We start from the raw sequence: 22,799 nt of genomic DNA, 5'->3' as shown, positions 1-22,799 counted from the left end.
TTACGCTGCCTTGGCTTGTTCGACGCGCTGTTCGACCAGCACGCTTTCCACCGTTGGCTGACCTTCCACGCGTCGATCCAGCTCTTTCCAGTCCACCACCAACTCGCAGCCGCGCGAGGCCGCATTACGGCTCCAGTCGCGCAGCAATTCGATGCAGGCGTGGTCGACGTGGTGCAGCTTGGCCACGTCCAGATGCAGTGCGGTATTGGGCGGCACGCTTTCCAGCGTACGCGCCATCGCCGGCACCTTCAGGAACGTTGCCGAACCCTGCAGGGTCAGATGCATCTCGTCCTTCTTGTGCTCGTGCTCACGCACGTCCACCTTCAGGCGCGAAGAATGCAGGGCCAGACGGAACAGCGACAGACCAAAGCCGATCAACACACCGGTCAGCAGGTCGGTGGCCACGATCGCGAAGGTGGTGGCCAGATAGATCGCCGCGGTGCCACGACCATAGGTCGCCAGCTCCTTGACCTGACCGATCTTGATCATCTTCACGCCCGTGTAGACCAGGATGCCGGCCAGACAGGCCACCGGCGTCATCCGCAACAGCCACGGCAGCAGCATCGCGAACACCAGCAGCCAGCCGCCATGCAGCACCGTTGACATGCGTGTGGCCGCACCGGCCTGCACGTTGGCCGCACTGCGCACGATCACGCCGGTCATCGGCAATGCGCCCAGGAAACCGCACAACATATTGCCCACACCCTGCGCCGCCAGTTCACGGTCGTAGTTGGTGCGTGCGCCCTGATGCATGCGATCCACCGCTGCCGCCGACAGCAAGGTTTCTGCGCTGGCGATGAAGGCAAACGTCACTGCAGACACCAGCAAGGTCGCGTTGAACACGCCGAAGATGTCCGAGATGCTGGGGATGCTGATCGCAGAGAACAGGTTGGTCGGCACATCGACCTTGGCAACGTTCAAGCCCTGCAACTGCACCGCCGCCGTGACCGCCACCACCGCGATCAACGCACCCGGCAGGAACCGCAGACGCTGCGGACGCAGCTTGTCCCACGCCAGGATGATGCCGATGGTGGCCAGACCCACGAACAACGCAGTGCGGCCGGTGCCTTCGCTGATCGCCTGCCACACCACGGCCGGCAGTGCAGCGAAGTTCTCCAGGCCGCGCGCCTTGGGTGCGGCATCCATCAACACATGCGCCTGCGAGGCCACGATCAGGATGCCGATACCGGACAACATGCCGGCCACCACGGCCGGCGATGTCATGCGGAACCACACGCCTGCACGGCACAGACCGGCGACCAACTGAATCGCACCGGCCAACAGGATCACCGGCCCGAGCGCGGCGATGCCGTGCTCCCGGACCAGCTCGAACACCAACACAGCCAGGCCGGCGGCAGGCCCACTCACCTGCAACGGAGAACCCGCGACAAAGCCAACGACCAGACCACCGATGATGCCGGTGATCAGACCTGCGGCCGGCGGCATGCCGGATGCGATCGCAATGCCCATACACAACGGGAGCGCGACGAGGAAGACAACGACAGACGCCAATAAATCACGCCCGAACAGTCCCTGACGGAAATATCCGCCGATACCTGATGTGTTCATGATGTGCTCCGTCAGGCCAGTTCAGCGCGCACGACTTGCTGCAGTCGCGGACGTGGGGTGGCTTCGGGGGTGTTTTCCGCCAACAACGGACGGAAGCCACCCTTCTCGGCATCGAAGGCGCGGATCTCGCCATGGGCGATGTCATAGATCCAGCCGTGGATACGCAAGGTGCCAGCGGCCAGACGTGCCGCAACCACCGGCTGCGTGCGCAGATGGTCCAGCTGCGAGACCACGTTCTCTTCGGTCATGCAGTCCAGCGCGTCCTGACTGTGCGGATCGTGGCCATGATGGGCGGTGACATGGCGCGCCGAATCGGTGTGCTTGAGCCACGCCGCCACGGACGGCACATCTTCCAACGATTCCGGCTTGAGCACTGCCTTCATGGCGCCGCAATCGGTATGGCCGCAGATCACGATATGACGCACACCCAGCACGGCGATGGCGTACTCGATCGCAGCGACAACGCCGCTGACGTGTTGCGAGTAAGGCGGCACGACGTTGCCGATGTTGCGATAGACGAACAATTCGCCAGGTTGGGCGGAGAAGATCAGCTCCGGCATGACGCGCGAATCGGCGCACGTAATGAACAACGTGTGCGGACTCTGGCCACCGGCCAATTCCTGAAAGCGCGCACTCTGGCGCGGATACACTTCCTTACGGAAATGACGAAAACCATCTAGCAAGCTTTGCATGGGAGATACCTCTAGGCAACGGATGGCAATCCACGGCGCAAACCGCGAAGTGCAAAGACGAACAAATCAAATAAGTCCGGTGCGCAGCACCGGTTGACGCGACAAACGAAGGATCAGGCGCGCAGTGCGTTAGGAGGACGCAGTTGCGGGATCAGGTCGCGTTTTTGAGATGCCGGCGCGTAGTGCGCGTACCAAGAGGGAAAATAGCGTGCGACCACCGGCCATGCTTGGGAGAGCAAGGGGATGTCGTCTGCAGAATGGGTATCGACCTGGGTCTGTGCGTCCCCGTCGTCCTGCAGACCTTCGGCTGCGTCACGTTCTTCGCCAGCATCCACCATCACCGCCAAGCCGTCGCCCACAAGCGCATCGTGGATGCGATCGTGCGCATTGGCTGCCGACCACGCGGTGAGCGCGAGCAGGCAGACCAACAGCAATTGGAGGAATCGAGGAAACATGGCCTCGAAACTAACAATTTAGAACGCGCCTGCGCAAGTGGTGCGACGCACAAAGCACTTGATTGGCCGGCATTTCACGGCATCGATTCAGGTCGCCATAAGCTTGAGCCCGCCAGCGGCAAGTAAAGAAGCGCTATCGCAACTGTCATAAACCGGCCGTCGTTCAGACTTATGACACACATTGACAAAGTTTAAACACGCGTAAATCTTTGTCTTTATTGGCAAAAATCAAATTGCGATGCAGTCCGAAGTTGTCACATTAACGCAACTTTCACGCCCTAGCCTGCGCTCACTTTCTCGTCAGGTCGCAAGGCACCCATGAAACTTTCTCCTACCCTGCTCGGCTCGGCCTTGTTGCTGGCGCTGGCCGCGCCCGCTGCGCATGCCGAAATCGCCATCGATGTGATCGGCGGCTCCGAAGTCTCGCTGGAAGGCCTGGTCCAGGCCGACGGCAACTGGTTCCACAACGATGTGCAGGACCTCAACGGCCCGATCGGCGCCAACGGCGACAATTCCGAATTCAGCATCCGTCGCGCCGAGCTGGTGCTCAAGGGCAAGGGCCCGGGCAACTTCGAGTGGGTGGCCGGGTATGACCCGAGCGTGCTGAAGGAAGTCACCATCCGCGGCACCACCATCCGCAGCACCGGGCGCTTCCTCGACAACAACATCAAGTACAAGTTCGCCGGCAACGCCAACAACTACCTACAGATCGGTCAGTTCAAGCAGCCCAACAGCCTGGAAGAACTCTCCAGCACCAAGAACAACGATTTCGTCTCCAAGGCCGCGGTGACCAATACCTACGGCATCTCGCGCCGGCTGGGCGTGGCCTACGGCATGGGCGACAACAACTGGAGCATCACTGCCAGTGCGTTCGGTCGCGAACTGACCCGTAATCAGGCTCATGGCAGCGGCTACGGCGCGCGCGGCACCTGGGCGCCGATCAACGAAAGCGGCAATGTGCTGCACTTCGGCCTCAGCTATCTGGGTTACGACACCGACGACGACACCCTGCGCCTGCGCGCGCGTCCGGACGCCGACCTGACCACCATCCGCCTGATCGACAGCGGCGCCATCACCACCGTGGACAGCGTGGGTGTGGCCGGTGCCGAGGCGATGTGGATCACCGGCCCGTTCAAGCTGCAGAGCGAATTCTTCCAGGAAAACGCCAAGCGCATCGGCAACAACGCCAACGATTACAAGAGCGATGGCTGGTACGTCAGCGGCGTCTGGAACATCACCGGCGAGACCTGGGGCTACAAGGCCGGCGTGCCGACCACCCCGCTGCCGAACGCGCCGGCCTCGGGCCTGTGGCAGCTGGCGGTGCGCTACGACACGCTGGATCTCAACGACGGCCACCTGGTCTCCAACGGCAGCACCCCGTTCGTGGACGGCGTGCTGGGCGGCAAGATGGATGTGTGGACGATCGGTGCCAACTGGTACTGGCGCTCCAACTTCAAGTTCGCGCTCGACTACGCGAAGGTGGAAAGCACCCGTTACAGCAGCGCCACGCGTGGCCTGGTCGACGACAACCCGTCGATCATCGAGGCACGTGCGCAGTTCTATTGGTAAGTGAGCGACGTTTTGGCCGCCGTGGCGCGCTCGGCTGAGCGCGCGGCGGCTGCAAACGCCTTCGCCAGACCCGGCAAAGCGCCTCGGCGCAACGCCGTCATGGTCATGTCATCTCTCCGACATCGCGCGGTCATGCCCCTGCCCTGCAATGGCATGCACGCGGGACGTCCTTATCCCTTCGCTACAGGAGCTGTTCCGTGATCCACTCTTTGAAGACCCGTCTGGCCGTGGGCGTGCTTGCCGCCTCGCTGGCGCTGTGCGCCCAGGCCGCCGATGTCACCGGCGCCGGTGCGTCGTTTATTTACCCGGTGATGTCCAAGTGGTCGGCCGACTACAACGCCGCCACCAAGAAGCAGGTCAACTATCAATCGATCGGTTCGGGCGGCGGCATTGCCCAGATCAAGGCGGCCAGTGTGGACTTCGGCTCGTCCGATGCGCCGCTCAAGCCGGAAGAACTGGCAGCGGCCGGTCTGGCACAGTTCCCGTCGGTGATCGGCGGCGTGGTGCCGGTGGTCAACGTGGCGGGCATCGCCCCCGGTGCGCTCAAGCTGGATGGCAAGACCCTGGGCGACATCTTCATTGGCAAGGTCAGCACCTGGAACGATCCGGCCATCGCCGCGCTCAACCCGGGCGTGAAGCTGCCCGAGGGCAAGATCACCGTGGTGCATCGCTCGGACGGTTCGGGCACCAGCTTCAACTTCACCAACTACCTGTCAAAGGTCAACCCGGACTGGAAGAGCAAGGTCGGTGAAGGCACCGCGGTGCAGTGGCCGACCGGCATCGGCGGCAAGGGCAACGAGGGCGTGGCCGCCTACGTCAAGCAGATCAAGGGCGGCATTGGCTATGTCGAGCTGTCCTATGCGCTGCAGAACAAGATGGCCTACACCGCGATGAAGAACGCCGCCGGCAAGTTCGTGCAGCCGTCCGATGAGACCTTCGCCGCCGCTGCCAACAGCGCCGACTGGGCCAATAGCAAAGACTTCTATCTGGTGATGACCAACGCCGCTGGCGACAACGCCTGGCCGATCACCGCCACCAACTTCATCCTGGTTCAGAAAAAGCCCAAGAGCCCGGAAGGCCTCAAGAACACGCTGGACTTCTTCCGCTGGGTCTACAGCAAGGGCGATGCCCAGGCCAAGCAGCTGGACTACGTGCCGCTGCCGGACAGCCTGGTGACCCAGATCGAAGGCTACTGGGCGAAGAATCTGCCCAAGTAAAGAGAGAGCCATAGCAACAGGAACGACGCCGTCTCTCTCCCCGGCGTCGGCACCGGGACGCGGCCCTTTCGGGGTCGCGTCTTTTTTGTGATGCCTTCGCCAGAAGGCACTGTCATGCGTGTGTAACAAAAACATCATTTCATAGCGTCGTCTGCCGGACACCCGGCCAATCCAGCCTCGGAGCTTCCATGAAACTGCAGTCGGCCAGCCTGACCGCCCTGTCTCTCACCATCGCCCTCGCCCTGGCCGCGTGTTCGCCCGGCGGCAAGGATGCGCAGTCCGGCGACACCGCCAAGAGCGCTCCCAGCGCAGGCGCCACCGCCGGGGACAGCAAGATCGCTGAAATCTCCGGCGCCGGTGCCTCCTTCATCTACCCGCTGGTGTCCAAGTGGTCGGCCGATTACAACGCCGCCACCGGCAACAAGGTCAATTACCAATCGATCGGCTCCGGCGGCGGTATTGCGCAGATCAAGGCCGGCACGGTGGACTTCGGTTCGACCGACAAGCCGCTGGACAGCGCCGAGCTTGCCCAGGCAGGTCTGGGCCAGTTCCCGTCGGCGATCGGCGGCGTGGTGCCGGTGATTAATCTGGAAGGCATCGCACCGGGCAAGCTGCGTCTGACCGGCGCGCTGCTGGGCGACATCTTCCTGGGCAAGGTCACGATGTGGAACGACGCGGCGATTGTCGCGGCCAACCCGGGCGTGACCCTGCCGGCGACCAAGATCAACCTGGTGCATCGCTCGGATGGCTCGGGCACCACCTTCAACTTCTCCAACTACCTGTCCAAGGTCAGCCCGGAGTGGAAGAGCAAGGTCGGCGAAGGCACCTCCGTGCAATGGCCGGGTGGCGTCGGCGGCAAGGGCAATGAAGGTGTTGCCTCGTACGTGCAGCAAATCAAGGGTTCGATCGGTTACGTCGAACTGGCCTACGCCCTGCAGAACAAGATGCCCTACGCCTCGCTGCAGAATGCAGCCGGCCAGTGGGTGGAGCCGAATGCGGAAAGCTTCGCCGCCGCGGCCGCCAGCGCCGACTGGGCCAATGCCAAGGACTTCAATCTGGTGATCACCAATGCACCGGGCGAGAAGGCCTGGCCGATCACCGCCACCAACTTCATGCTGATGCACAAGCAGCCCAAGGATGCGGTGCGCAGCAAGGCGAAGCTGGAGTTCTTCAAGTGGGCGCTGGAAAACGGCCAGACCCAGGCCAGCGAACTGCATTACGTGCCGCTGCCGCCGGAACTGGTGAAGCAGATCCAGACCTACTGGGCCAGCGAGTTCAAGTGATGCCCTGCACCCGCTGTCGTGGCGGGTTGCGCTGCGGTGAGGTGCCTGCGGGCGCCTCGCCGTTCCTGTTGTCTCACGCTCCCGCGATTGCGCGGGTGACGAGTCCAATCGAATGAATGCCACCGCCATTCCCGAAGCGATGACCGCACCACGCGGCCGCGATCTGCGCGATGCGCGCGCCGATCGCCTGTTCAAGCTTGCGTTGGCCGCCACGGTCGTTTTCGTCCTGCTGGCGCTCGGCAGCGCCGCGCTGTCGATGCTGTGGGGCGGACGCCATGCCTTGCAGATGCAGGGCCTGAGCTTTTTCTATTCCGCCGACTGGAATCCGGTGGAAAACAAATACGGTGCACTGGCGCCGATCTACGGCACCCTGGTCACCGCGTTGATCGCGATGGTGATTGCGGTGCCGGTGAGTTTCGGCATCGCATTCTTCCTCACCGAGGTGGCGCCGCGCTGGTTGCGCGGCCCGGTGGGTACCGCGATCGAATTGCTGGCCGGCATCCCGTCGATCATCTACGGCATGTGGGGCCTGTTCGTGCTGGTGCCGGTGATGACCGAGCACGTGACGCCCTGGCTCAACGATCACCTGGGCACGCTGCCGTTGATCGGCCCGTTGTTTCAGGGCCCGCCGCTGGGGATCGGCTTGCTGACCGCAGGCTTCGTGCTGGCGATCATGGTGATTCCGTTTATCTCTTCGGTGATGCGCGAAGTGTTTCTGACCGTGCCCACGCGTTTGAAGGAATCGGCCTACGCGCTGGGATCGACCAAGTGGGAAGTCAGCTGGGACATCGTGCTGCCGTACACCCGCTCTGCGGTGATTGGCGGTGTGTTTCTGGGCCTGGGCCGGGCGCTGGGCGAAACCATGGCAGTGGCATTCGTGGTCGGCAACACGGTGCGGCTGTCGCCGTCGCTGCTGGAGCCTGGCACCACCATCGCTGCCTTGATCGCCAATGACTTCGGCGAGGCCACCGAAACATATCGCTCGGCGTTGTTGCTGCTCGGCTTTGTCTTGTTCATCGTGACCTTCATCGTGCTGGCGATTGCGCGCTTCATGCTGATGCAGCTGTCGCGTCGGGAGGGCAACTGATGTCCTCGGTCTCGCAATCCCTCTACAACCGCCGCCGCGTGATCAATGTGGTGGCGCTGCTGCTGTCGTGCGTCACCGCGTTGTTCGGGCTGTTCTTCCTGGCCTGGATCCTGTGGACCCTGTTGTCCAAGGGCGTGCCGGGCATCGACCTCAATTTGTTTACCAAGATGACACCGCCGCCGATGCAGGAAGGTGGTTTGCTCAACGCCTTCTTCGGCAGTGCGGTGATGTGCGGCCTGGCGCTGGCGATCGGCACCCCGCTCGGCATTGCCGCCGGTACCTGGCTGGCCGAATACGGCAATGCGCGCAAGACCGGTTTGGTGGTGCGTTTCGTCAACGACATTCTGTTGTCGGCGCCGTCGATCGTGCTCGGCCTGTTCGTCTACACGCTGTACGTAATGCAGACCGGCGGGCGCTTCTCGGCGTTTGCAGGTGCGTTGTCGCTGGCCTTCATCGTGCTGCCGGTGGTGGTGCGGACCACCGACGAAATGTTGCGTCTGGTGCCGGCGCAGATGCGCGAAGCGGCGTTGTCGCTCGGCATCCCGCAGTGGAAGGTCACCGTGCAGGTGCTGTATCGCGCCGCCTCGGCCGGCATTCTCACCGGCATCCTGCTGGCGCTGGCACGCATCAGCGGCGAGACCGCGCCACTGCTGTTCACCGCCTTCGGCAATCAATATTGGAACAGCAACATCTTTCAGCCGATGGCCAGCGTGCCGGTGATCATGAATCAGTTCGCCGGCAGCCCCTACGAGACCTGGCAGACCCTGGCCTGGTCCGGCGCACTGGTACTGACCGCGTTCGTGTTGTTGGTGAGCCTGGGCGCACGCGCGCTGCTATTGCGCAACAAGATTTCCAATGACTGACCTTTCCTTCCGGACACCCGACATGAACGATCTCCAAAACGCCAAGCCGATGCATCGCATCGCTGTCCCGGCCGCCAAGGGGGCGCCGACGGCGCAGGCGCCGGTGAAGGTGGCCGCACGCAATCTGGATTTCTATTACGACAAGTACCACGCGCTCAAGAGCATCAACATCGAGATTCCGGAAAAGCGTGTCACCGCGCTGATCGGGCCTTCGGGTTGCGGCAAGTCGACCTTGTTGCGCATCTTCAATCGCATCTATGCGCTGTATCCGAAGATGGAAGCGCGCGGCGAAGTGCTGCTGGACGGTGAAAACATCCTGTCGCCGAAGTACCCGATGAACCGGCTGCGCAGCAAGGTCGGCATGGTGTTTCAGAAGCCGGTGCCGTTTCCGATGACGATCTTCGAAAACGTCGCCTACGGCATTCGCCACCACGAAAAACTGTCCAAGGCCGACATGCAGAACCGTGTCGAGCAGGCGCTGCGTCAAGGTGCGCTGTGGGACGAGGTCAAGGACAAGCTGGGGCAAAGCGCGCTGGGTCTGTCCGGCGGTCAGCAGCAGCGCCTGTGCATCGCACGTGCGGTGGCGCTGCGACCGGATGTGTTGCTACTGGACGAACCGACCTCGGCGCTGGATCCGATTTCCACCAGCCGCATCGAGCAGCTGGTGGAAGAACTCAAGCGCGAATACACCATCGTGATCGTGACCCACAACATGCAGCAGGCCGCGCGCGTGTCCGACTACACCGCCTTCATGTATCTGGGCGATCTGATCGAACACGACCGCACCGAAACGATCTTTTCCCAGCCGTCCAAGCAGCAGACCGAGGATTACATCACCGGTCGTTTCGGTTGATGTAGGGCGAAACATCGCAATGCCGCATTGACGCAGCTCCGCCGCACCGCCCGGCACGACATCAACATCACGTGCGATGTCGCCAAGGTGACGGCGGACATCCACCACTGCCACGAATCGAGATCACGATGAACCAGCACCTCAACGACCATATCGTCAAAAGCTACGACGAGGAGCAGCACCGTCTTGTCGCCGAGATCGTGCGCATGGGCGACACGGCGGTGGCGCAGCTGGAAGCCGCGCTGGATGTGGTGGAGCGTCGCGACGACAACGCCGCACATCGCATCGTGGTCAACGACGAAGCGATCGATGCGCTGGAGCATGCGATCAGCCACGACGTGATGCGCCTGGCGTTGCGTGGTCCGATGGCGCGCGACCTGCGCGAGATCCTGGCCGGCCTGCGTATTCCTGCCGACATCGAACGCATCGGCGATTACGCGGCCAACGTGGCCAAGCGCTCGATCGCGCTCAACTCTGCACCGCCGCTGCCACAGACCGTGGGCCTGCGTGCGCTGGGCCAGATGGCCGCGCATGCCGTGCGCGAAGCCGTGCAGGCCTATCGCAACAAGGATGCCGATGCGGCGATTCGCGTACGCGATGAAGATGCACGCCTGGACGCGCAGTACACCGCGCTGTTTCGCGAATTGCTGACCTACATGATGGAGGACCCGCGCAACATCACTCCCTGCACGCATCTGCTGTTCATGGCCAAGAATCTGGAGCGCATCGGCGACCACGCGACCAACATCGCCGAGAACGTGTGGTTCCTGGTGCATGGCGAACAGCCGCTGCCGCCGCGAGTAAAGCGCGACGACACCACCTGCGTCATTTGATTCAAGACGCGTGCCGGCAACAGCCACCGACACGCTGAAACCAGCCGAAACGCTTTATTTCATTACGTATTCAGCTAATCACGCCTAGGGTGAAATCACACAGGCCGTTCCTGTGACGCAGGAGTACGCAGATGAAACGCATCATTGGATCTCTCATGGCTTTGTCGCTGCTGACCTCCGCTGCAGCGTTCGCTGCGCCTCAGCAACACGATGACCGCGATCATGATCGCGACCGCAATGCACAGCGTCACGATGATCGCGGCAACGACCGCCGCGACGACCATCGTGATGACAGGCACGACGACAAGCGCGACGATCGCCGCAGCACCCACAACGACGATCACCGCAACGACCGCCGCGGCCCGCCTTACCGGCGTGGCGAGCGCCTGGCGCCGGACCATCGCGGCAATCGCGTCGCCGATTACCACAGGCATCATCTGAACAAGCCGCCGCGCGGGCACGAATGGCGCCAGGTGGACAACACCTACGTGCTGATTGCAGTGGCCACCGGCCTGATCGCAAGCGTGGTCGCCGGTCACTAAGCGAACCGTCAGATGCGTCGTCAAACTGGCCCGATCCGCGGCAACGCGGGTCGGGCTTTTGTTTGCCGGAGCGCTGCGCGCGCAGGGCATGTGCGGCCGGCACCTGGCTACGATCGAGCACGGCGTGCGACCTGCTAGGCTATGCCGATGAACGAACCGGTCGACCTGCAGCCTGCTTCCTCCTTTTTGCCCATGTCGCGGCGCTTTCGCGGCTATCTGCCCGTGGTGGTGGATGTGGAAACCGGTGGATTCGACTGGAACAAACATGCGCTGCTGGAAATCGCCTGCGTGCCGATCGAAATGGATGCCGACGGTCGCTTTTTTCCGGGCGAAACCGCCAGCGCACATCTGGTGCCGGCGCCGGGCCTGGAGATCGACCCGAAGTCGCTGGAAATCACCGGCATCGTGCTCGACCACCCGTTCCGCTTCGCCAAGCAGGAGAAAGACGCGCTGGATCATGTGTTCGCACCGGTGCGTGCGGCGGTGAAGAAGTACGGCTGCCAGCGCGCGATCCTGGTCGGCCACAACGCGCATTTCGATCTGAACTTCCTCAACGCGGCAGTCGCGCGCGTAGGCCACAAACGCAATCCGTTCCATCCGTTCAGCGTGTTCGACACCGTGACCTTGGCCGGTGTGGCGTACGGGCAGACCGTGCTGGCGCGCGCGGCACAAGCTGCGGGCCTGGACTGGAATGCGGCCGATGCGCATAGCGCGGTGTACGACACCGAGCAGACTGCGCGGTTGTTTTGCAAGATTGCCAATGCCTGGCCGGGGCCCGTTTGAGCTGGGATTGGGGATTGGGGATTCGCAAAAGCAGCGGGTTTCTCAGCTTAAAGAATCAGCAGTTGGCGGCACCACCGCGTGTGGTCGTACCCTCATCCGCCCTTCGGGCACCTTCTCCCGCAGGAGAAGGGAAGCGCTAGTTAGCTCGCTTTTGCGAATCCCTAATCCCTAATCCCGATACCCAGCGCCTAGCCCACGCAGATCCGGTCGCGCCCTGCACTCTTGGCTTCGTACAAGGCGTGGTCAGCGCGTTGCATCAGTGATGAGCCGGTGTCGTCATCGCGCAGCTCGGCCACGCCGGCACTAAAGGTCACTTGCAGGCCGTCCACGCCGCCCCAGTCTTGACGCGCATGGAACAGCGCGCGGATACGCAGGCATAGCGCCTGCGCCTCTTCCAGCGAAGTGTCGGCGAGCAGCAGGGCGAATTCTTCGCCGCCCAGCCGGGCCGGCAGATCCGAGGCACGTGCAGCGGCAATCAGTAGCACACCCACTTCGTGCAGCACCGCATCGCCACTGGCATGCGAGTAATGGTCGTTGATGCGCTTGAAGTGATCGATATCCAGAATCGCCAATACCAGCGAGCGCCCACTGCGGCGTGCGCGACTGATGTCGCGCGCCAGCGCTTCGTCGAAGTGGCGACGATTGGGGAGCCCGGTCAGTGCGTCTTCGTGCGCCTGGCGCTCGAACACGTCGGACTTGATGCGTAGCCGCGTCAGCAGCTCGCTCTTTTCCTGGTTGGCCTGCAGCAGGCGCTGCGCCTGCAATTGCAGATCTTCGGTGCGTTTGCGCACCAGTTCGGCCAGGCGCGCGTTGTGGGTCTTGTAGCGATGCAACAGCAACCGGTACAACAAGGCGAGCGCAAGCAGCGCAGCCAGCACTGCCGCAAAACGCACGTCGTGGCGTTGCCACCACAGCGGCAAGACCTCGAACGCCCACACCGCCTCGTGCGGACTCCAAGCACCGCCAGGGTGCCGGGCCGCCACATGCAAACGATAGCGGCCGGGCGGCAAGCCGATGAATTCCACGCTGCGCTGCCGGCCACGTTCGGTCCAGTCGTTGTCCAGGCCTTCCAGGCGGGTGCGGTACTCGATCCGCTCCGGCAACAGAAAACTCATGCCGACGTAGGACACGTTCAAGCGATGCCCGCCGGGCAGCTTCGCCTGCTGCCGCCAGGCCAGCGGGCGGCCATCCTGCTGCACGCTCTCGATCAATGCAGGCGGCGCGCGGCGCTCGCGAAAGCGCTGCAACCGCGATGGATCGACCGTACTGATGCCGCCTGCAGTGACCACCCACAACGAGCCGTCGGCGCGCGCGATCATGCTCGGGCTGGAACTGCCATTGGCCTGCGCGTTGCCCATGCCATCGATCTCGCCATAACGTTCGACGACGAGCTGGCCGCGTCCATCGGCAACCGCGTCGAGCGTGCCGAGTTCGGTGCGCAGGACGCCGCGATTGCTGCTGATCCACGCGTTGCCAAGCCGGTCCTTGACCAGCTGGAACACCGTATCCACCGGCATGCCCTGCTCCAGGCCCACGCGTGCGAGCGCGCCTTTGCGCACGCGATACAGGCCGCGATCGGTCGAGATCCAGACGTCGCTGCCGATGCTTTGAAACCCGAACACGCTGCGTGCGCCGCCCAGGCGCTCCAATTCCAGCTGCTGCAGCTTGCCGTCGCGCAGCACCGCGGCGCCATCGACCGAGCCAATCCACAGCGCACCATCGATGCGCGCCAGCGCAGTCACCACGCCATCGGGCAGGCCATCGATCGTTAACGCCACCCGCTTGCCGTCCACCAACTTCACCACGCCGCGCTGCGTGGCCAGCCACACCACTGCGTGGTCGGCGGCGTGGTCGTCGATCACGATGGCGCGGATATGCCCGCTGGGAATGCCCTCGGCCTCGCCGTAGTGCCGCAGCACGCACCCGTCGCGCAACACGAAGACGCCATCGGCATAGGTGCCCACCCACAGGTCGCCGTGCCGATCCAGCGCCAGACTCAGCACTGAGAGCCGTCGACCGGACGGGATGGCAATCGGCACCGGCACGATGCTCCCGTCTGGCAGCATGCGATCCAGGCCTGCGGTGCTGGCGATCCACAGACTGCCGTCGCGGTCCTCCAGCACCGCGCGGGCGTAATCGCCGCTCAAGCCATCGCGCTGGCTGTAACTGCTGAACAAGGTTTCGCGCAGCCGGAACAGGCCGCCATTGGCGCCGACCCAGATGCTGCCTTCGGCATCCTCGCGCAGGCTGACGATGCGCCCGGTCGGCAGGCTACGGCCGGCTGGCAAATGCTCCACCCCATGACTGCCAATCCGCAGCAACCCCTGGTTTTCGCTGCCCAGCCACAGGTCGCCATGGCGATCCTGCAGCATCGCAGTGAAGTGTCCCTGCCCCGGTACGCGATGCATCAGCTCGGCGCGTTCGCCCTGAAGGCGATACAACTGCTCGCCCGCGACGACCCAGATGCTGCCGTCCGGTGCGCGATACGGCCATGCCAGGCCGGGCGGCAGGCCGAACGCCGCAGGCGCGCGATGCATGTGTCCATCCAGTTCGCGGTAAATCAGCCCGTCGAGCGTGCCGATCAGCAACCGTCCCTGGTCGTCGAACAGCATGCGCGGAAAGCTGCTCTGCAGCGGCACGCCATCGCGCGGCGGGAAATACTCGAAGCGCCCATCCGGCCACAGGCAACCAAGCCCGTGCCCTTCGAACAACAACCACATGCGGCCTTGCGCATCCATGGTCATTGCGTGGATCAGCGCTTGTGGCCATTGCCCTCTTCGCTCCCAGCGCCGCCATTGCCCATCGGCGCTGTGACTCACAAGATTACCGCGTGCATCGCTCAGCCACAGTGCGCCATCGCGATCGACATACAACGCGCCGACGCCGTTATCGGGCAAGCCGGGGCGCGTGCTGCGATCGATCACGCTGAATTCCAGCCCGTTGTAGCGCACCAGGCCTTCCCAGGTGGCGAACCACAGGTAGCCGTCGTGGGTCTGGGCGATATCGCGTAGCGAGTTGTGCGGCAATCCGTTGCGCGAACTCCAGCTGTCGATCGCGTAGTCGCGCAATTGCGCCGTTGCAGCGGGTGCGGCAGCCGCGGCGAACGCGCACAACGTCAACAGCAACCAGGCACCGGCACTGAGCCAGCGCTGCCACTGTCTATCTCCTCGTGCCGGCGCCCTGACGGCGCACGTGCTCTGGCCTGTACGACAGGCACCCACCCCATGATTCATCGGACACAACACGCCGTTTGCTGACGATATGGTAGGCAATAACGCATGCGCGCGTCGGTAATCGATAGGCGTGTTGTCGAAAGTGCTGATGCACAAGCGTTGCGTCTGCGACCGGCAACACTTCGCGATCGACATCTGCGCAATCGTGCGCGCAACTGCACGATTGTTGCGAGTACATGCGACGCGTGCGTGTTGAACGAGACGGCTTGGGTCTGGCGATCAATCCGCGCGCATATCTCTAGGCGCGAATGCGATTACGCGCCCAGGCGTTGGCGCACGGCTTCGAACAAGGTCACACCAGCCGCCACCGACACGTTGAGGCTTTCGATATCGCCCGGCATCGGAATCTTGACCAGGCCATCGCAATGCTCGCGCGTAAGCCGGCGCAGGCCATCGGCCTCGCCACCGAGCACGAGCCCGACATTGCCGCGCAGGTCCACGCTGTACAGCGACGCCTCGGCTTCGCCGGCCAGACCGTACAGCCACACGCCCTGCTTCTGCAGATCGCGCAGGCACCGCGCCAGATTGGTCACCGCGACCACCGGAATCCGGTCGGCCGCACCGGCCGAGGTCTTGCGCACGGTGGCATTGACGGTGGCCGACTTGTCTTTGGGAATCACCACCGCAGTGACGCTGGCGGCGGCAGCGCTGCGCAGGCAGGCGCCGAGATTGTGCGGGTCCTGCACGCCATCCAGGATCAGCAACAGCGCACGTCCTTCGGCGGCCGTCACCAAGGCTTCGAGCTCGTTTTCTGCCCACAGCCGCGCCGCTGCGTACCGCGCGACCACGCCCTGGTGGCGGACCTGCCCACCCACACCATCGAGCGCCTGCGTGTTGACGCGACGCACCTCGATGCCCTTGCGGCGCGCCTGCTCTTCGATCTCGGTCAGGCGCGGGTTCTTGCTACCGGCCTCGATCAACACCTCGCGCACGTTGTCGGCGTCGTTCTCGACCGACGAGGCAACGGCGTTGACGCCGACGATCCACTGATTCTGCTTGCTCATTGCGCGGGCATACGAAGAGATAAAGGGGAATGGTAGGGCCTGCGGCCTGCCACGTCACGGCCGGGGCGCGGATGGAGGTGCCGACGAGACGCTCGCGGTGTAGCGGATCGCGATGAGCGAAGATCACGCTCGCACCGTGGTGATGCTGCCGACACCTACGCTCGCTGGCCGTCGCGAACCGGTGCGAGGTGCGCTCATGCCAGCGGGCGCGAACTCACACCGGCCACTGCTCGGTATCGTGATCCGGATGCTGCCTTGACACGAGGTCGGCCAGAAACGCCAATGCAGCCACATTGTCCTCGGTGGTGCGCGCCGGCAGATCACCCAATGCATCGACGAAGGGCAGCTTGCGCTCCACGCCGTACTGGATCAGCGGTGGCAACCGTTCGGGCGTATCGAACGCACCGGCGGCGATGGCGATGCCATCCGGCGCCTCATAGGTCAGCGGCGTGCCGCATTCGGCACAGAATCCACGCGACACCAGCGAGGAAGATGCGAAGCGTTTCGGCTCGCCACGTGTCCAGCTGAACTCAGTGCCGCGCACGGAGACCAACGGCGCGTAGTAGGCACCGAAGGCTTTCTGACACATGCGGCAGTGGCAGATCGAAGCGTCCGACAACCTGCCGCGCACGCGGAAACGCACCGCGCCGCATTGGCAGCCACCGCTGTACTCGAGTGCTGCGTCCATCGTTGCCTCAGCGCTGTTGAACACGGATGACCGGAGATCGTTGCGAGCTTGTGACTCGCAAGGACCTGTAGCGTCATATCTTGCGATCCGCACGCATCGCGAGCCGCCGCCAGGCAGCGACTCGCGATGGTGTCGTCGCGCTTAGTACTGCTTTTTCTTGCGCTTGGCCGGCTTCTCGCGCTGCGGCAACGGCGCTTCGGGCGCTGCGCCATCTTCGGCCAGACGGAAGTCGATCTTGCGCTCTTCCATGCTCGCCTTGAGCACCAGCACCCGCACCGGGTCGCCCAGGCGGAAGGCGCGACCGCGGCGTTCGCCACTGAGCGTCTTGCGGATCGGGTCGAACTGGTAATAGTCCTGCGGCAACTGGGTGACATGCACCAGGCCATTGACCTTGGATTCGTTCAACTCGACGAACAGGCCGAAGCCGGTCACACCGCTGATCACGCCATCGAACTGGCCGCCGACATGCTTTTCCATCCACGCGGCGCGATAGCGCTCGTCGACCTCGCGCTCGGCTTCGTCGGCACGCCGTCCGCGCTCGGAGCACTGCAGCGACAATGCCGACATCTGGCGCGGGGTATAGATATATTTTTCCGGGCTGGCGCCGGTCAAGGCATGCTTGATTGCGCGGTGCACCAGCAGATCCGGGTAACGCCGGATCGGCGAGGTGAAGTGCGCATACGCTTCCAACGCCAGACCGAAGTGACCGTTGTTGTCGGGCGAGTACACCGCCAGGCTCTGGCTGCGCAGCAGCACCGATTCCAGCAACGCGGCGTCGGGGCGCGCACGCACCTTCTTCAGCAGCTTGGTGTAATCGCCGGGGCGCACCTTGCTCCATGCCGGCAGGCTCAGCTGGAATTCCTTGAGGAACTCCAGCAGGTCTTCGAACTTGCTCTCCGGCGGCCGCTCATGCACGCGGTACGGCGCCGGCACATGCATGCTCAGCAGATAGCGTGCGGCCTCGACGTTAGCCGCGATCATGCATTCTTCGATCAGCTTGTGCGCATCGTTGCGCACCAGCATGCCGGCCTGAGTGACTTCACCGGTGTTGTCGAGCACGAAGCGCACTTCGGAGGTCTCGAACTCGATCGCGCCGCGATGCGTGCGCGCCTTCGACAGCACGTTGTACAGCTGATGCAGACGCTGCACCTGCGGCAGCAACGGGCCGATAAAGGCCTTGGTGTCGGCATCGTCTTCGCCGACCGCCTTCCACACCTGGTTGTAGGTCAGGCGCGCGTGCGAGTTCATCACTGCTTCGTAGAAACGCGAGCCGGTGACTTCGCCATCGCGGCCCACCTGCATGTCGCAGACGAAGCACATGCGGTCGACCTTGGGCATCAGCGAGCAGATGCCGTTGGACAGCGTCTCCGGCAGCATCGGCACCACGAACCCCGGGAAATACACCGAGGTGGCGCGCTTCTGCGCTTCGTCGTCCAGCGGCGTGCCCGGACGCACATAGTTGGAGACGTCGGCGATCGCCACCACCAGACGGAAGCCGTCGGCGTTGGGTTCGCAATACACCGCGTCGTCGAAATCCTTGGCGTCTTCGCCATCGATGGTGACCAGCGGCATCTGCCGCAGGTCCACACGCCCGCCGATCATCTGCGGCTCGACCACCAGCGGCACCGCTGCGGCCTCGTCCAGCACTTCCTGCGAGAACTCGTGCGGCAGCTCGTGGCCGTGGATGGCCATTTCCACTACCAGCGACGGGGTCAGCTTGTCGCCGAGCACCGCGATGATCTTGCCGATCGCCGGACGACGCGCATCCGGTGGCGCGATCAGCTCGCACACCACCAACTGCCCTTCGCGCGCTTCACCGATGCCGTCCGGTGCGATCTGCACATTGCGTTGCACGCGCTTGTCGTCAGGGTCGACATAGGCCACGCCATGCTCGTAGAAGAAACGCCCGAGCATGCGCGACATGCGGCGTTCGAGCACGCGTGCAATCGCACCTTCGCGACGGCCGCGGCGGTCGATACCGGTGACGTTGGCCAGCGCACGATCGCCGTGCATGACCTTGCGCATTTCGTACGGCGGCAGGAACAGGTCGTCGCCGCCTTCATCCGGCTTGAGGAAGCCGAAGCCTTCCGGATTGGCGATCACCACGCCGGCGATCAGGCTGGTCTGCTGCACCGGCGCGTAGCCGCCACGGCGGTTCTGCACCAGCTGCGCTTCGCGCACCATCGCGGACAGGCGCTTGCCCAACGCGTCGATGCGGTCGCTCAGATGCAACTGCTCGGCGATTTCTTCGGCGGTCTGCGGGCCGTCGCAGGCTTCGAGCAGCTGCAGGATGGCCTCGCGGCTGGCGATCGGCTCGGCGTAGCGCAGTGCTTCGCGATCGGCGTGCGGATCCTTGAACTCAGCGGCGGCAGCGGGAGAAGCAGTGACAGCTGCAGGCTGGACGGACTGAAGGCGTTCCGGCGGCGGCGCAGGCGGGCCGCTCTTGCGCGGATGCGGTGCGCGCGGAGCCGGCGGCTCAGGCAGCGGTGGCGCTACTTGCAGCTCCGGCGAGGCTTGCGCGGCTTTATCGGCAGCGCGCTTGTTTGCGGACTTGGTCGAGGCGCCAGCGGCGGCGCGAACCAGGAAGTCAGGCATCCACCCCGGCAACTTCTGTTTTTCGGCGGTGGTGGGCTCGCCAGTGTTGGCGGAATTGCGGCGACTCGGCCGATCGGAATCTGGGGTGTTTTTCTTGGTCATTGCCACCATATTACCCCGTGCAGCCGCGATGTGGGCTGAAAGCCGGCCCGTCCAGGCGCAGATCGCCGTGTTCACCCGTTGACAAGGCCGCCAGGAGCCTGCAAAATTCGCGGCTCACCTTGCCCAGGTGGCGGAATTGGTAGACGCACTAGCTTCAGGTGCTAGCGGGGGCAACTTCGTGGAGGTTCGAGTCCTCTTCTGGGCACCAGTTTAAAAAGACCTCCGAGCGATCGGGGGTCTTCTGGTTTCTGGGGTCTGAAAATGCTTGAGTGCTGCTACACGGCTTGACCGACAGCAGCCTCATTCGAAGCTGCTGCTGACATTATCGTTACGGCAAGGCCGTAATGCCCGCCTCGCGCAAGGCCTTCGCCCAGATCGCATAACCGGCCTCACTGGGGTGCGTGCCGTCGGGCATCAGCGCCTCGGGCAAGGTCCCGTCGGGCTGCAGCAGTTGCTTGCCGATATCGACCAGACGCACTGACGGATCCTTGGCATAGCGCGCGGCCAGCAAGCGGTTGGTCTCGGCGATCGGTGCGCGTTGCGCGTCACCCGCATGGCGGCCGCGCGGCATGATCGCCATCAGGATCAGCTTGCTGTTGGGCAAGCGGCCACGCACTTCGTTCACCACCGCCTCCACGCCCAGCGCGGCCTCGGCCGGCGTGCTCGCGCGCGATTGCGCGGTGCCGGTGAGGTTATTGGTGCCGAGATGCAGCACCACCCATTGCGGATCCAGACCGTCGAGCTCGCCCTGGCGGATCCGCCACAGCACGTTCTGGGTGCGGTCCCAGCCGAAGCCCAGATTCAGCACCGGCCGCGAGCCGTACAACCACTGCCACGATTGCGCGCCACTCACGCGCGTGGCCTGCGGTGGGCCAGCCCAGAAATGCGTGATCGAGTCGCCGATCACCACCACGTCCGGCTTCAATGTGCGCGCTGCGGCGAGCGCCGCATGGTGGCGGGCGTACCAGTCGTACGAGTCCTGTTCCAGCCAGTCGACCGGAATCAGCGAGGTCGCAAACTCGCGGCCGAGTTCGGCGACCGGCTTGACCGGCGACTCGCCCAGCAATCGGGCCAGGGTCGGTTCGATCGCTTCGGCAAGCATGCGCTGGCCATGGGTGTCCGGATGCAAGGCGCCGGCTGGCGGCCGGAAGCGCGTGTCGTAAAACAACTCGGTGCGCAGCTTGCCGTCACGCAGAAAGATCGACCCCACATCCAGATAAGTGACACGCGGATTGTCGCCATAACGCACTGCCAGGCCTTGATTGATCTGCGCATCGCGGCGCGATTTTTCGCTGGAAATATCGCTGGGCAGCACGCTCACCAACAGAATGTGCGTGCGCGGCAGTTTTTGTTCGATCGCCGCGACCACCGCATCGATGCCCAGCTGAGTCTGCTCGGCGGTCTGGCCGAGATGGCCGGTGTTGTTGGTGCCGATCAGCACCAGGGCAACCTTGGGTTGCAGACCGTCGACCTCGCCATTGGCCAGCCGCCACAACACGTTCTCGGTGCCGTCGCCGCTGAAGCCCAGATTGAGCGCGCCGCGGCTGCCGTAGAAGGTCTGCCAGGTCGGCTGGAATTGTTCGTCCGGCGCCTTCGCTTTTTCGTAGTTCTGGGTGATCGAATCGCCGATCAACAGCAGCGGCGTGTCGGCGTGCTGTTTGACCTGCTCCAGCACCTGCGCGTGTCGTTGCGCCCACCAGGCTTCCTGCAAGCGGTCGGTGGGTACGATCGAGGGCGGTGGCGTTTGTGCACTTGCCACGCCGCAGACCAACAACAGCCCCCAGCACACAAGCACGGGCGCAATGGCAGACAGCGAAAAGCGAGGAAACACAGCGTGCGAAGAGCGGAGCATGCGCGCACCAGAGGCTGGAGAAGCAGCGATTGTGATCCGCGCGCGCCGCACCCGACAAGCGCGGACGCAGCCATCCGCTTTGTAGCGCTGTGAAGTACTTACCGTGTGCCGGCGCCAAGCCACTGACACCACACCTGCGATGCCAGGCCGCTAACGCTTGCGTAGGAGCGCGCTTGCGCGCGATGAAGCGTTATCGATAGTGCTTCATCGCGCGCAAGCGCGCTCCTACCCGGCGGTGCGAAGCAATTGCCTACACCAACACGTTGCCGGATCGACCGCTGCGCACCTTGGGCCGATGGCGTCGCCGCATCCAGCGGCAGCGCTGGATGCGGCCGGCTTCAGCGCAAGCCGGTCTCGGCGCGCGCAATCACTAGCCTTTGGATTTCCGAGGTGCCTTCGTAGATCTCGGTGATCTTGGCATCGCGGAAGTAACGCTCCAGCGGCATTTCCTTCGAGTAGCCCATACCGCCATGGATCTGCACGGCCTGATGGGTGATCCACATTGCCGCTTCCGAGGCGGTGAGCTTGGCCACGGCCGCTTCGGTGCCGAACTTCTGGCCCTGCCCCTTCAACCAGGCCGCGCGCAGCGTGAGCAGCAGCGCTGCATCCAGCTTACACTTCATGTCGGCGATCTTGGCCTGGGTCATCTGGAAGGTGCCGATGGCCGCGCCGAACGCCTTGCGCTCTTTCACGTAAGCCAGCGTGGCCTCGTACGCCGCACGCGCGATGCCGACCGCCTGCGAGGCGATGCCGATGCGCCCGGCGTCGAGCACGCTCATCGCAGTCTTGAAGCCCTCGCCCTCCAGGCCCAGCACCTCGTCGGGCTGCGCGATGTAATCGGCAAACTCGATCTCGCAGGTGGCCGAGGCACGGATGCCGAGCTTGGGTTCGGTCTTGCCGCGATGGAAGCCGGCGCGATCGGCGTCCACCATAAAGGCGGTGATGCCGCGCGAGCCCTTGTCTGGCTCGGTCACTGCAAACAGCACGATGTACTTGGCGACCGGGCCGGAGGTGATCCAGCTCTTCTTGCCGTTGATCACGAAGCTGCCATCGGCCTGTTTGACCGCGCGGCAGCGCATCGCCGAGGCATCCGAACCGGACTGCGGCTCGGTCAGCGCGAACGCGCCGATCTGCGCGCCTTCGGCAATCGCACGCACGTACAGCTGCTTCTGCGCCTCGCTGCCATTCTTCAAAATACCGGTGCAGAACAGCGAATTGTTGACCGACACGATGGTGGAGTGCGCGCCGTCGGCGGCAGCAATTTCGATCATCGCCAGCGCGTAGCTGATCGGGTCCATGCCGGCGCCACCGTACTCGGCCGGTACTTCGATGCCCATCAGGCCGTTCTCGCCGAGCAGGCGGATGTTCTCCAGCGGGAACTCGCCGCTGCGGTCGAACTGCTCGGCGCTGGGGGCGATCTTTTCCTGGGCGATGCGGCGCGCCACATCCTGGATCATCAATTGTTCTTCGGTAAAGCTGAAATCCACGTCGCATCCCTCCAGGCCTAGGCTGAGCGCCCATTGTAGCCACAACCATTCGCATGCGTATGTAGTTGACCCCACACCCCGCCCGGCCGAAA

At 63.9% G+C, this 22,799-nt stretch carries 18 protein-coding genes and 1 tRNA gene; 10 read left to right on the top strand and 9 right to left on the bottom strand.

Features of this window, described 5'->3' with window-relative positions:
• The 3 genes from NMB96_RS14500 to NMB96_RS14490 form a co-directional block, all read right to left on the bottom strand.
• A complete protein-coding gene (locus NMB96_RS14500) occupies positions 1 to 1,569 on the bottom strand; it encodes a SulP family inorganic anion transporter (RefSeq protein ID WP_255085082.1) in 1,569 nt (522 codons plus the stop codon).
• Between the two features lie 11 nt (positions 1,570 to 1,580).
• Positions 1,581 to 2,261 carry a carbonic anhydrase gene (locus tag NMB96_RS14495; protein WP_006450301.1) on the bottom strand — a complete coding sequence of 227 codons (681 nt, stop codon included), beginning with the start codon at positions 2,259 to 2,261 and terminating at the stop codon, positions 1,581 to 1,583.
• Positions 2,262 to 2,374: 113 nt separating this feature from the next.
• The gene (locus tag NMB96_RS14490) at positions 2,375 to 2,695 is read right to left on the bottom strand and encodes a hypothetical protein (protein ID WP_183086875.1); all 321 of its coding nucleotides are present in this window, start codon (positions 2,693 to 2,695) and stop codon (positions 2,375 to 2,377) included.
• Positions 2,696 to 3,034: 339 nt separating this feature from the next.
• Between NMB96_RS14490 and NMB96_RS14485 the strand changes: the two genes are divergently transcribed.
• From NMB96_RS14485 to rnt, 9 genes are all read left to right on the top strand, one after another.
• A complete protein-coding gene (locus NMB96_RS14485; RefSeq protein WP_023903593.1) occupies positions 3,035 to 4,285 on the top strand; it encodes an OprO/OprP family phosphate-selective porin in 1,251 nt (416 codons plus the stop codon).
• 197 nt (positions 4,286 to 4,482) lie between these two features.
• Positions 4,483 to 5,502, top strand: a complete 1,020-nt coding sequence (gene pstS, locus NMB96_RS14480; RefSeq protein ID WP_115038108.1) for a phosphate ABC transporter substrate-binding protein PstS — start codon at positions 4,483 to 4,485, stop codon at positions 5,500 to 5,502.
• Between the two features lie 188 nt (positions 5,503 to 5,690).
• A complete protein-coding gene (pstS, locus tag NMB96_RS14475; RefSeq protein WP_255085081.1) occupies positions 5,691 to 6,785 on the top strand; it encodes a phosphate ABC transporter substrate-binding protein PstS in 1,095 nt (364 codons plus the stop codon).
• 112 nt (positions 6,786 to 6,897) lie between these two features.
• A complete protein-coding gene (gene pstC / locus NMB96_RS14470) occupies positions 6,898 to 7,872 on the top strand; it encodes a phosphate ABC transporter permease subunit PstC (protein WP_006450306.1) in 975 nt (324 codons plus the stop codon).
• Positions 7,872 to 8,735 (top strand): phosphate ABC transporter permease PstA, encoded by an 864-nt coding sequence (gene pstA / locus NMB96_RS14465; RefSeq protein ID WP_006450307.1) that lies wholly within the window; start codon positions 7,872 to 7,874, stop codon positions 8,733 to 8,735. The genes pstC and pstA overlap by 1 nt, the downstream gene beginning before the upstream one ends.
• 22 nt (positions 8,736 to 8,757) lie before the next feature.
• Entirely contained in the window at positions 8,758 to 9,588 is an 831-nt protein-coding gene (gene pstB / locus NMB96_RS14460) for a phosphate ABC transporter ATP-binding protein PstB (protein WP_023903589.1), read from the top strand.
• A 128-nt stretch (positions 9,589 to 9,716) separates the two neighbouring features.
• Positions 9,717 to 10,421 carry a phosphate signaling complex protein PhoU gene (gene phoU / locus NMB96_RS14455; RefSeq protein WP_255085080.1) on the top strand — a complete coding sequence of 235 codons (705 nt, stop codon included), beginning with the start codon at positions 9,717 to 9,719 and terminating at the stop codon, positions 10,419 to 10,421.
• 131 nt (positions 10,422 to 10,552) lie between these two features.
• Complete coding sequence (locus NMB96_RS14450) at positions 10,553 to 10,963, top strand: RcnB family protein (protein ID WP_255085079.1); 411 nt, start codon at positions 10,553 to 10,555, stop codon at positions 10,961 to 10,963.
• Between the two features lie 141 nt (positions 10,964 to 11,104).
• Positions 11,105 to 11,746, top strand: a complete 642-nt coding sequence (gene rnt, locus NMB96_RS14445; protein WP_255085078.1) for a ribonuclease T — start codon at positions 11,105 to 11,107, stop codon at positions 11,744 to 11,746.
• Positions 11,747 to 11,934: 188 nt separating this feature from the next.
• Here the strand turns inward: rnt and NMB96_RS14440 are convergent, their stop codons facing one another.
• The 4 genes from NMB96_RS14440 to rnr all read right to left on the bottom strand — a co-directional run bounded on the left by NMB96_RS14440 (position 11,935) and on the right by rnr (position 19,368).
• Positions 11,935 to 14,979, bottom strand: a complete 3,045-nt coding sequence (locus NMB96_RS14440; protein WP_255085077.1) for a ligand-binding sensor domain-containing diguanylate cyclase — start codon at positions 14,977 to 14,979, stop codon at positions 11,935 to 11,937.
• 254 nt (positions 14,980 to 15,233) lie between these two features.
• Positions 15,234 to 15,983 (bottom strand): 23S rRNA (guanosine(2251)-2'-O)-methyltransferase RlmB, encoded by a 750-nt coding sequence (rlmB, locus tag NMB96_RS14435; protein ID WP_006450313.1) that lies wholly within the window; start codon positions 15,981 to 15,983, stop codon positions 15,234 to 15,236.
• A gap of 214 nt (positions 15,984 to 16,197) precedes the next feature.
• Entirely contained in the window at positions 16,198 to 16,671 is a 474-nt protein-coding gene (locus NMB96_RS14430) for a GFA family protein (protein ID WP_043889130.1), read from the bottom strand.
• 141 nt (positions 16,672 to 16,812) lie between these two features.
• Entirely contained in the window at positions 16,813 to 19,368 is a 2,556-nt protein-coding gene (gene rnr, locus NMB96_RS14425) for a ribonuclease R (RefSeq protein WP_176341008.1), read from the bottom strand.
• A 121-nt stretch (positions 19,369 to 19,489) separates the two neighbouring features.
• Between rnr and NMB96_RS14420 the strand changes: the two genes are divergently transcribed.
• A tRNA-Leu gene (locus tag NMB96_RS14420) sits at positions 19,490 to 19,576 on the top strand.
• Positions 19,577 to 19,696: 120 nt separating this feature from the next.
• On the opposite strand, the gene NMB96_RS14415 is transcribed toward NMB96_RS14420, so the two are convergent.
• On the bottom strand, positions 19,697 to 21,220 hold the full coding sequence (locus tag NMB96_RS14415) for a platelet-activating factor acetylhydrolase IB subunit (RefSeq protein WP_255085075.1): 1,524 nt from the start codon (positions 21,218 to 21,220) through the stop codon (positions 19,697 to 19,699).
• A gap of 338 nt (positions 21,221 to 21,558) precedes the next feature.
• On the bottom strand, positions 21,559 to 22,677 hold the full coding sequence (locus NMB96_RS14410) for an acyl-CoA dehydrogenase family protein (protein WP_225970193.1): 1,119 nt from the start codon (positions 22,675 to 22,677) through the stop codon (positions 21,559 to 21,561).
• Positions 22,678 to 22,799: the final 122 nt, after the last annotated feature.

The organism is Xanthomonas hortorum, assembly GCF_024339125.1.
In the GTDB taxonomy this organism is placed as follows: domain Bacteria; phylum Pseudomonadota; class Gammaproteobacteria; order Xanthomonadales; family Xanthomonadaceae; genus Xanthomonas; species Xanthomonas hortorum.
The sequence above is the reverse complement of the archived record's forward strand: the minus strand, read 5'-3'. Positions and strand labels throughout refer to the sequence as shown.

What these genes read in the sequence shown, in the direction of transcription:
- NMB96_RS14500 (WP_255085082.1), bottom strand. Translation starts at nt 1,569, where the DNA reads ATGAACACATCAGGTATCGGCGGATATTTCCGTCAGGGACTGTTCGGG.
- NMB96_RS14495 (WP_006450301.1), bottom strand. Translation starts at nt 2,261, where the DNA reads ATGCAAAGCTTGCTAGATGGTTTTCGTCATTTCCGTAAGGAAGTGTAT.
- NMB96_RS14485 (WP_023903593.1), top strand. Translation starts at nt 3,035, where the DNA reads ATGAAACTTTCTCCTACCCTGCTCGGCTCGGCCTTGTTGCTGGCGCTG.
- pstS (WP_255085081.1), top strand. Translation starts at nt 5,691, where the DNA reads ATGAAACTGCAGTCGGCCAGCCTGACCGCCCTGTCTCTCACCATCGCC.
- pstC (WP_006450306.1), top strand. Translation starts at nt 6,898, where the DNA reads ATGAATGCCACCGCCATTCCCGAAGCGATGACCGCACCACGCGGCCGC.
- pstA (WP_006450307.1), top strand. Translation starts at nt 7,872, where the DNA reads ATGTCCTCGGTCTCGCAATCCCTCTACAACCGCCGCCGCGTGATCAAT.
- pstB (WP_023903589.1), top strand. Translation starts at nt 8,758, where the DNA reads ATGAACGATCTCCAAAACGCCAAGCCGATGCATCGCATCGCTGTCCCG.
- phoU (WP_255085080.1), top strand. Translation starts at nt 9,717, where the DNA reads ATGAACCAGCACCTCAACGACCATATCGTCAAAAGCTACGACGAGGAG.
- NMB96_RS14450 (WP_255085079.1), top strand. Translation starts at nt 10,553, where the DNA reads ATGAAACGCATCATTGGATCTCTCATGGCTTTGTCGCTGCTGACCTCC.
- rnt (WP_255085078.1), top strand. Translation starts at nt 11,105, where the DNA reads ATGCCGATGAACGAACCGGTCGACCTGCAGCCTGCTTCCTCCTTTTTG.
- NMB96_RS14440 (WP_255085077.1), bottom strand. Translation starts at nt 14,979, where the DNA reads ATGAATCATGGGGTGGGTGCCTGTCGTACAGGCCAGAGCACGTGCGCC.
- rlmB (WP_006450313.1), bottom strand. Translation starts at nt 15,983, where the DNA reads ATGAGCAAGCAGAATCAGTGGATCGTCGGCGTCAACGCCGTTGCCTCG.
- NMB96_RS14430 (WP_043889130.1), bottom strand. Translation starts at nt 16,671, where the DNA reads ATGGACGCAGCACTCGAGTACAGCGGTGGCTGCCAATGCGGCGCGGTG.
- rnr (WP_176341008.1), bottom strand. Translation starts at nt 19,368, where the DNA reads ATGACCAAGAAAAACACCCCAGATTCCGATCGGCCGAGTCGCCGCAAT.
- NMB96_RS14415 (WP_255085075.1), bottom strand. Translation starts at nt 21,220, where the DNA reads ATGCTCCGCTCTTCGCACGCTGTGTTTCCTCGCTTTTCGCTGTCTGCC.
- NMB96_RS14410 (WP_225970193.1), bottom strand. Translation starts at nt 22,677, where the DNA reads ATGATCCAGGATGTGGCGCGCCGCATCGCCCAGGAAAAGATCGCCCCC.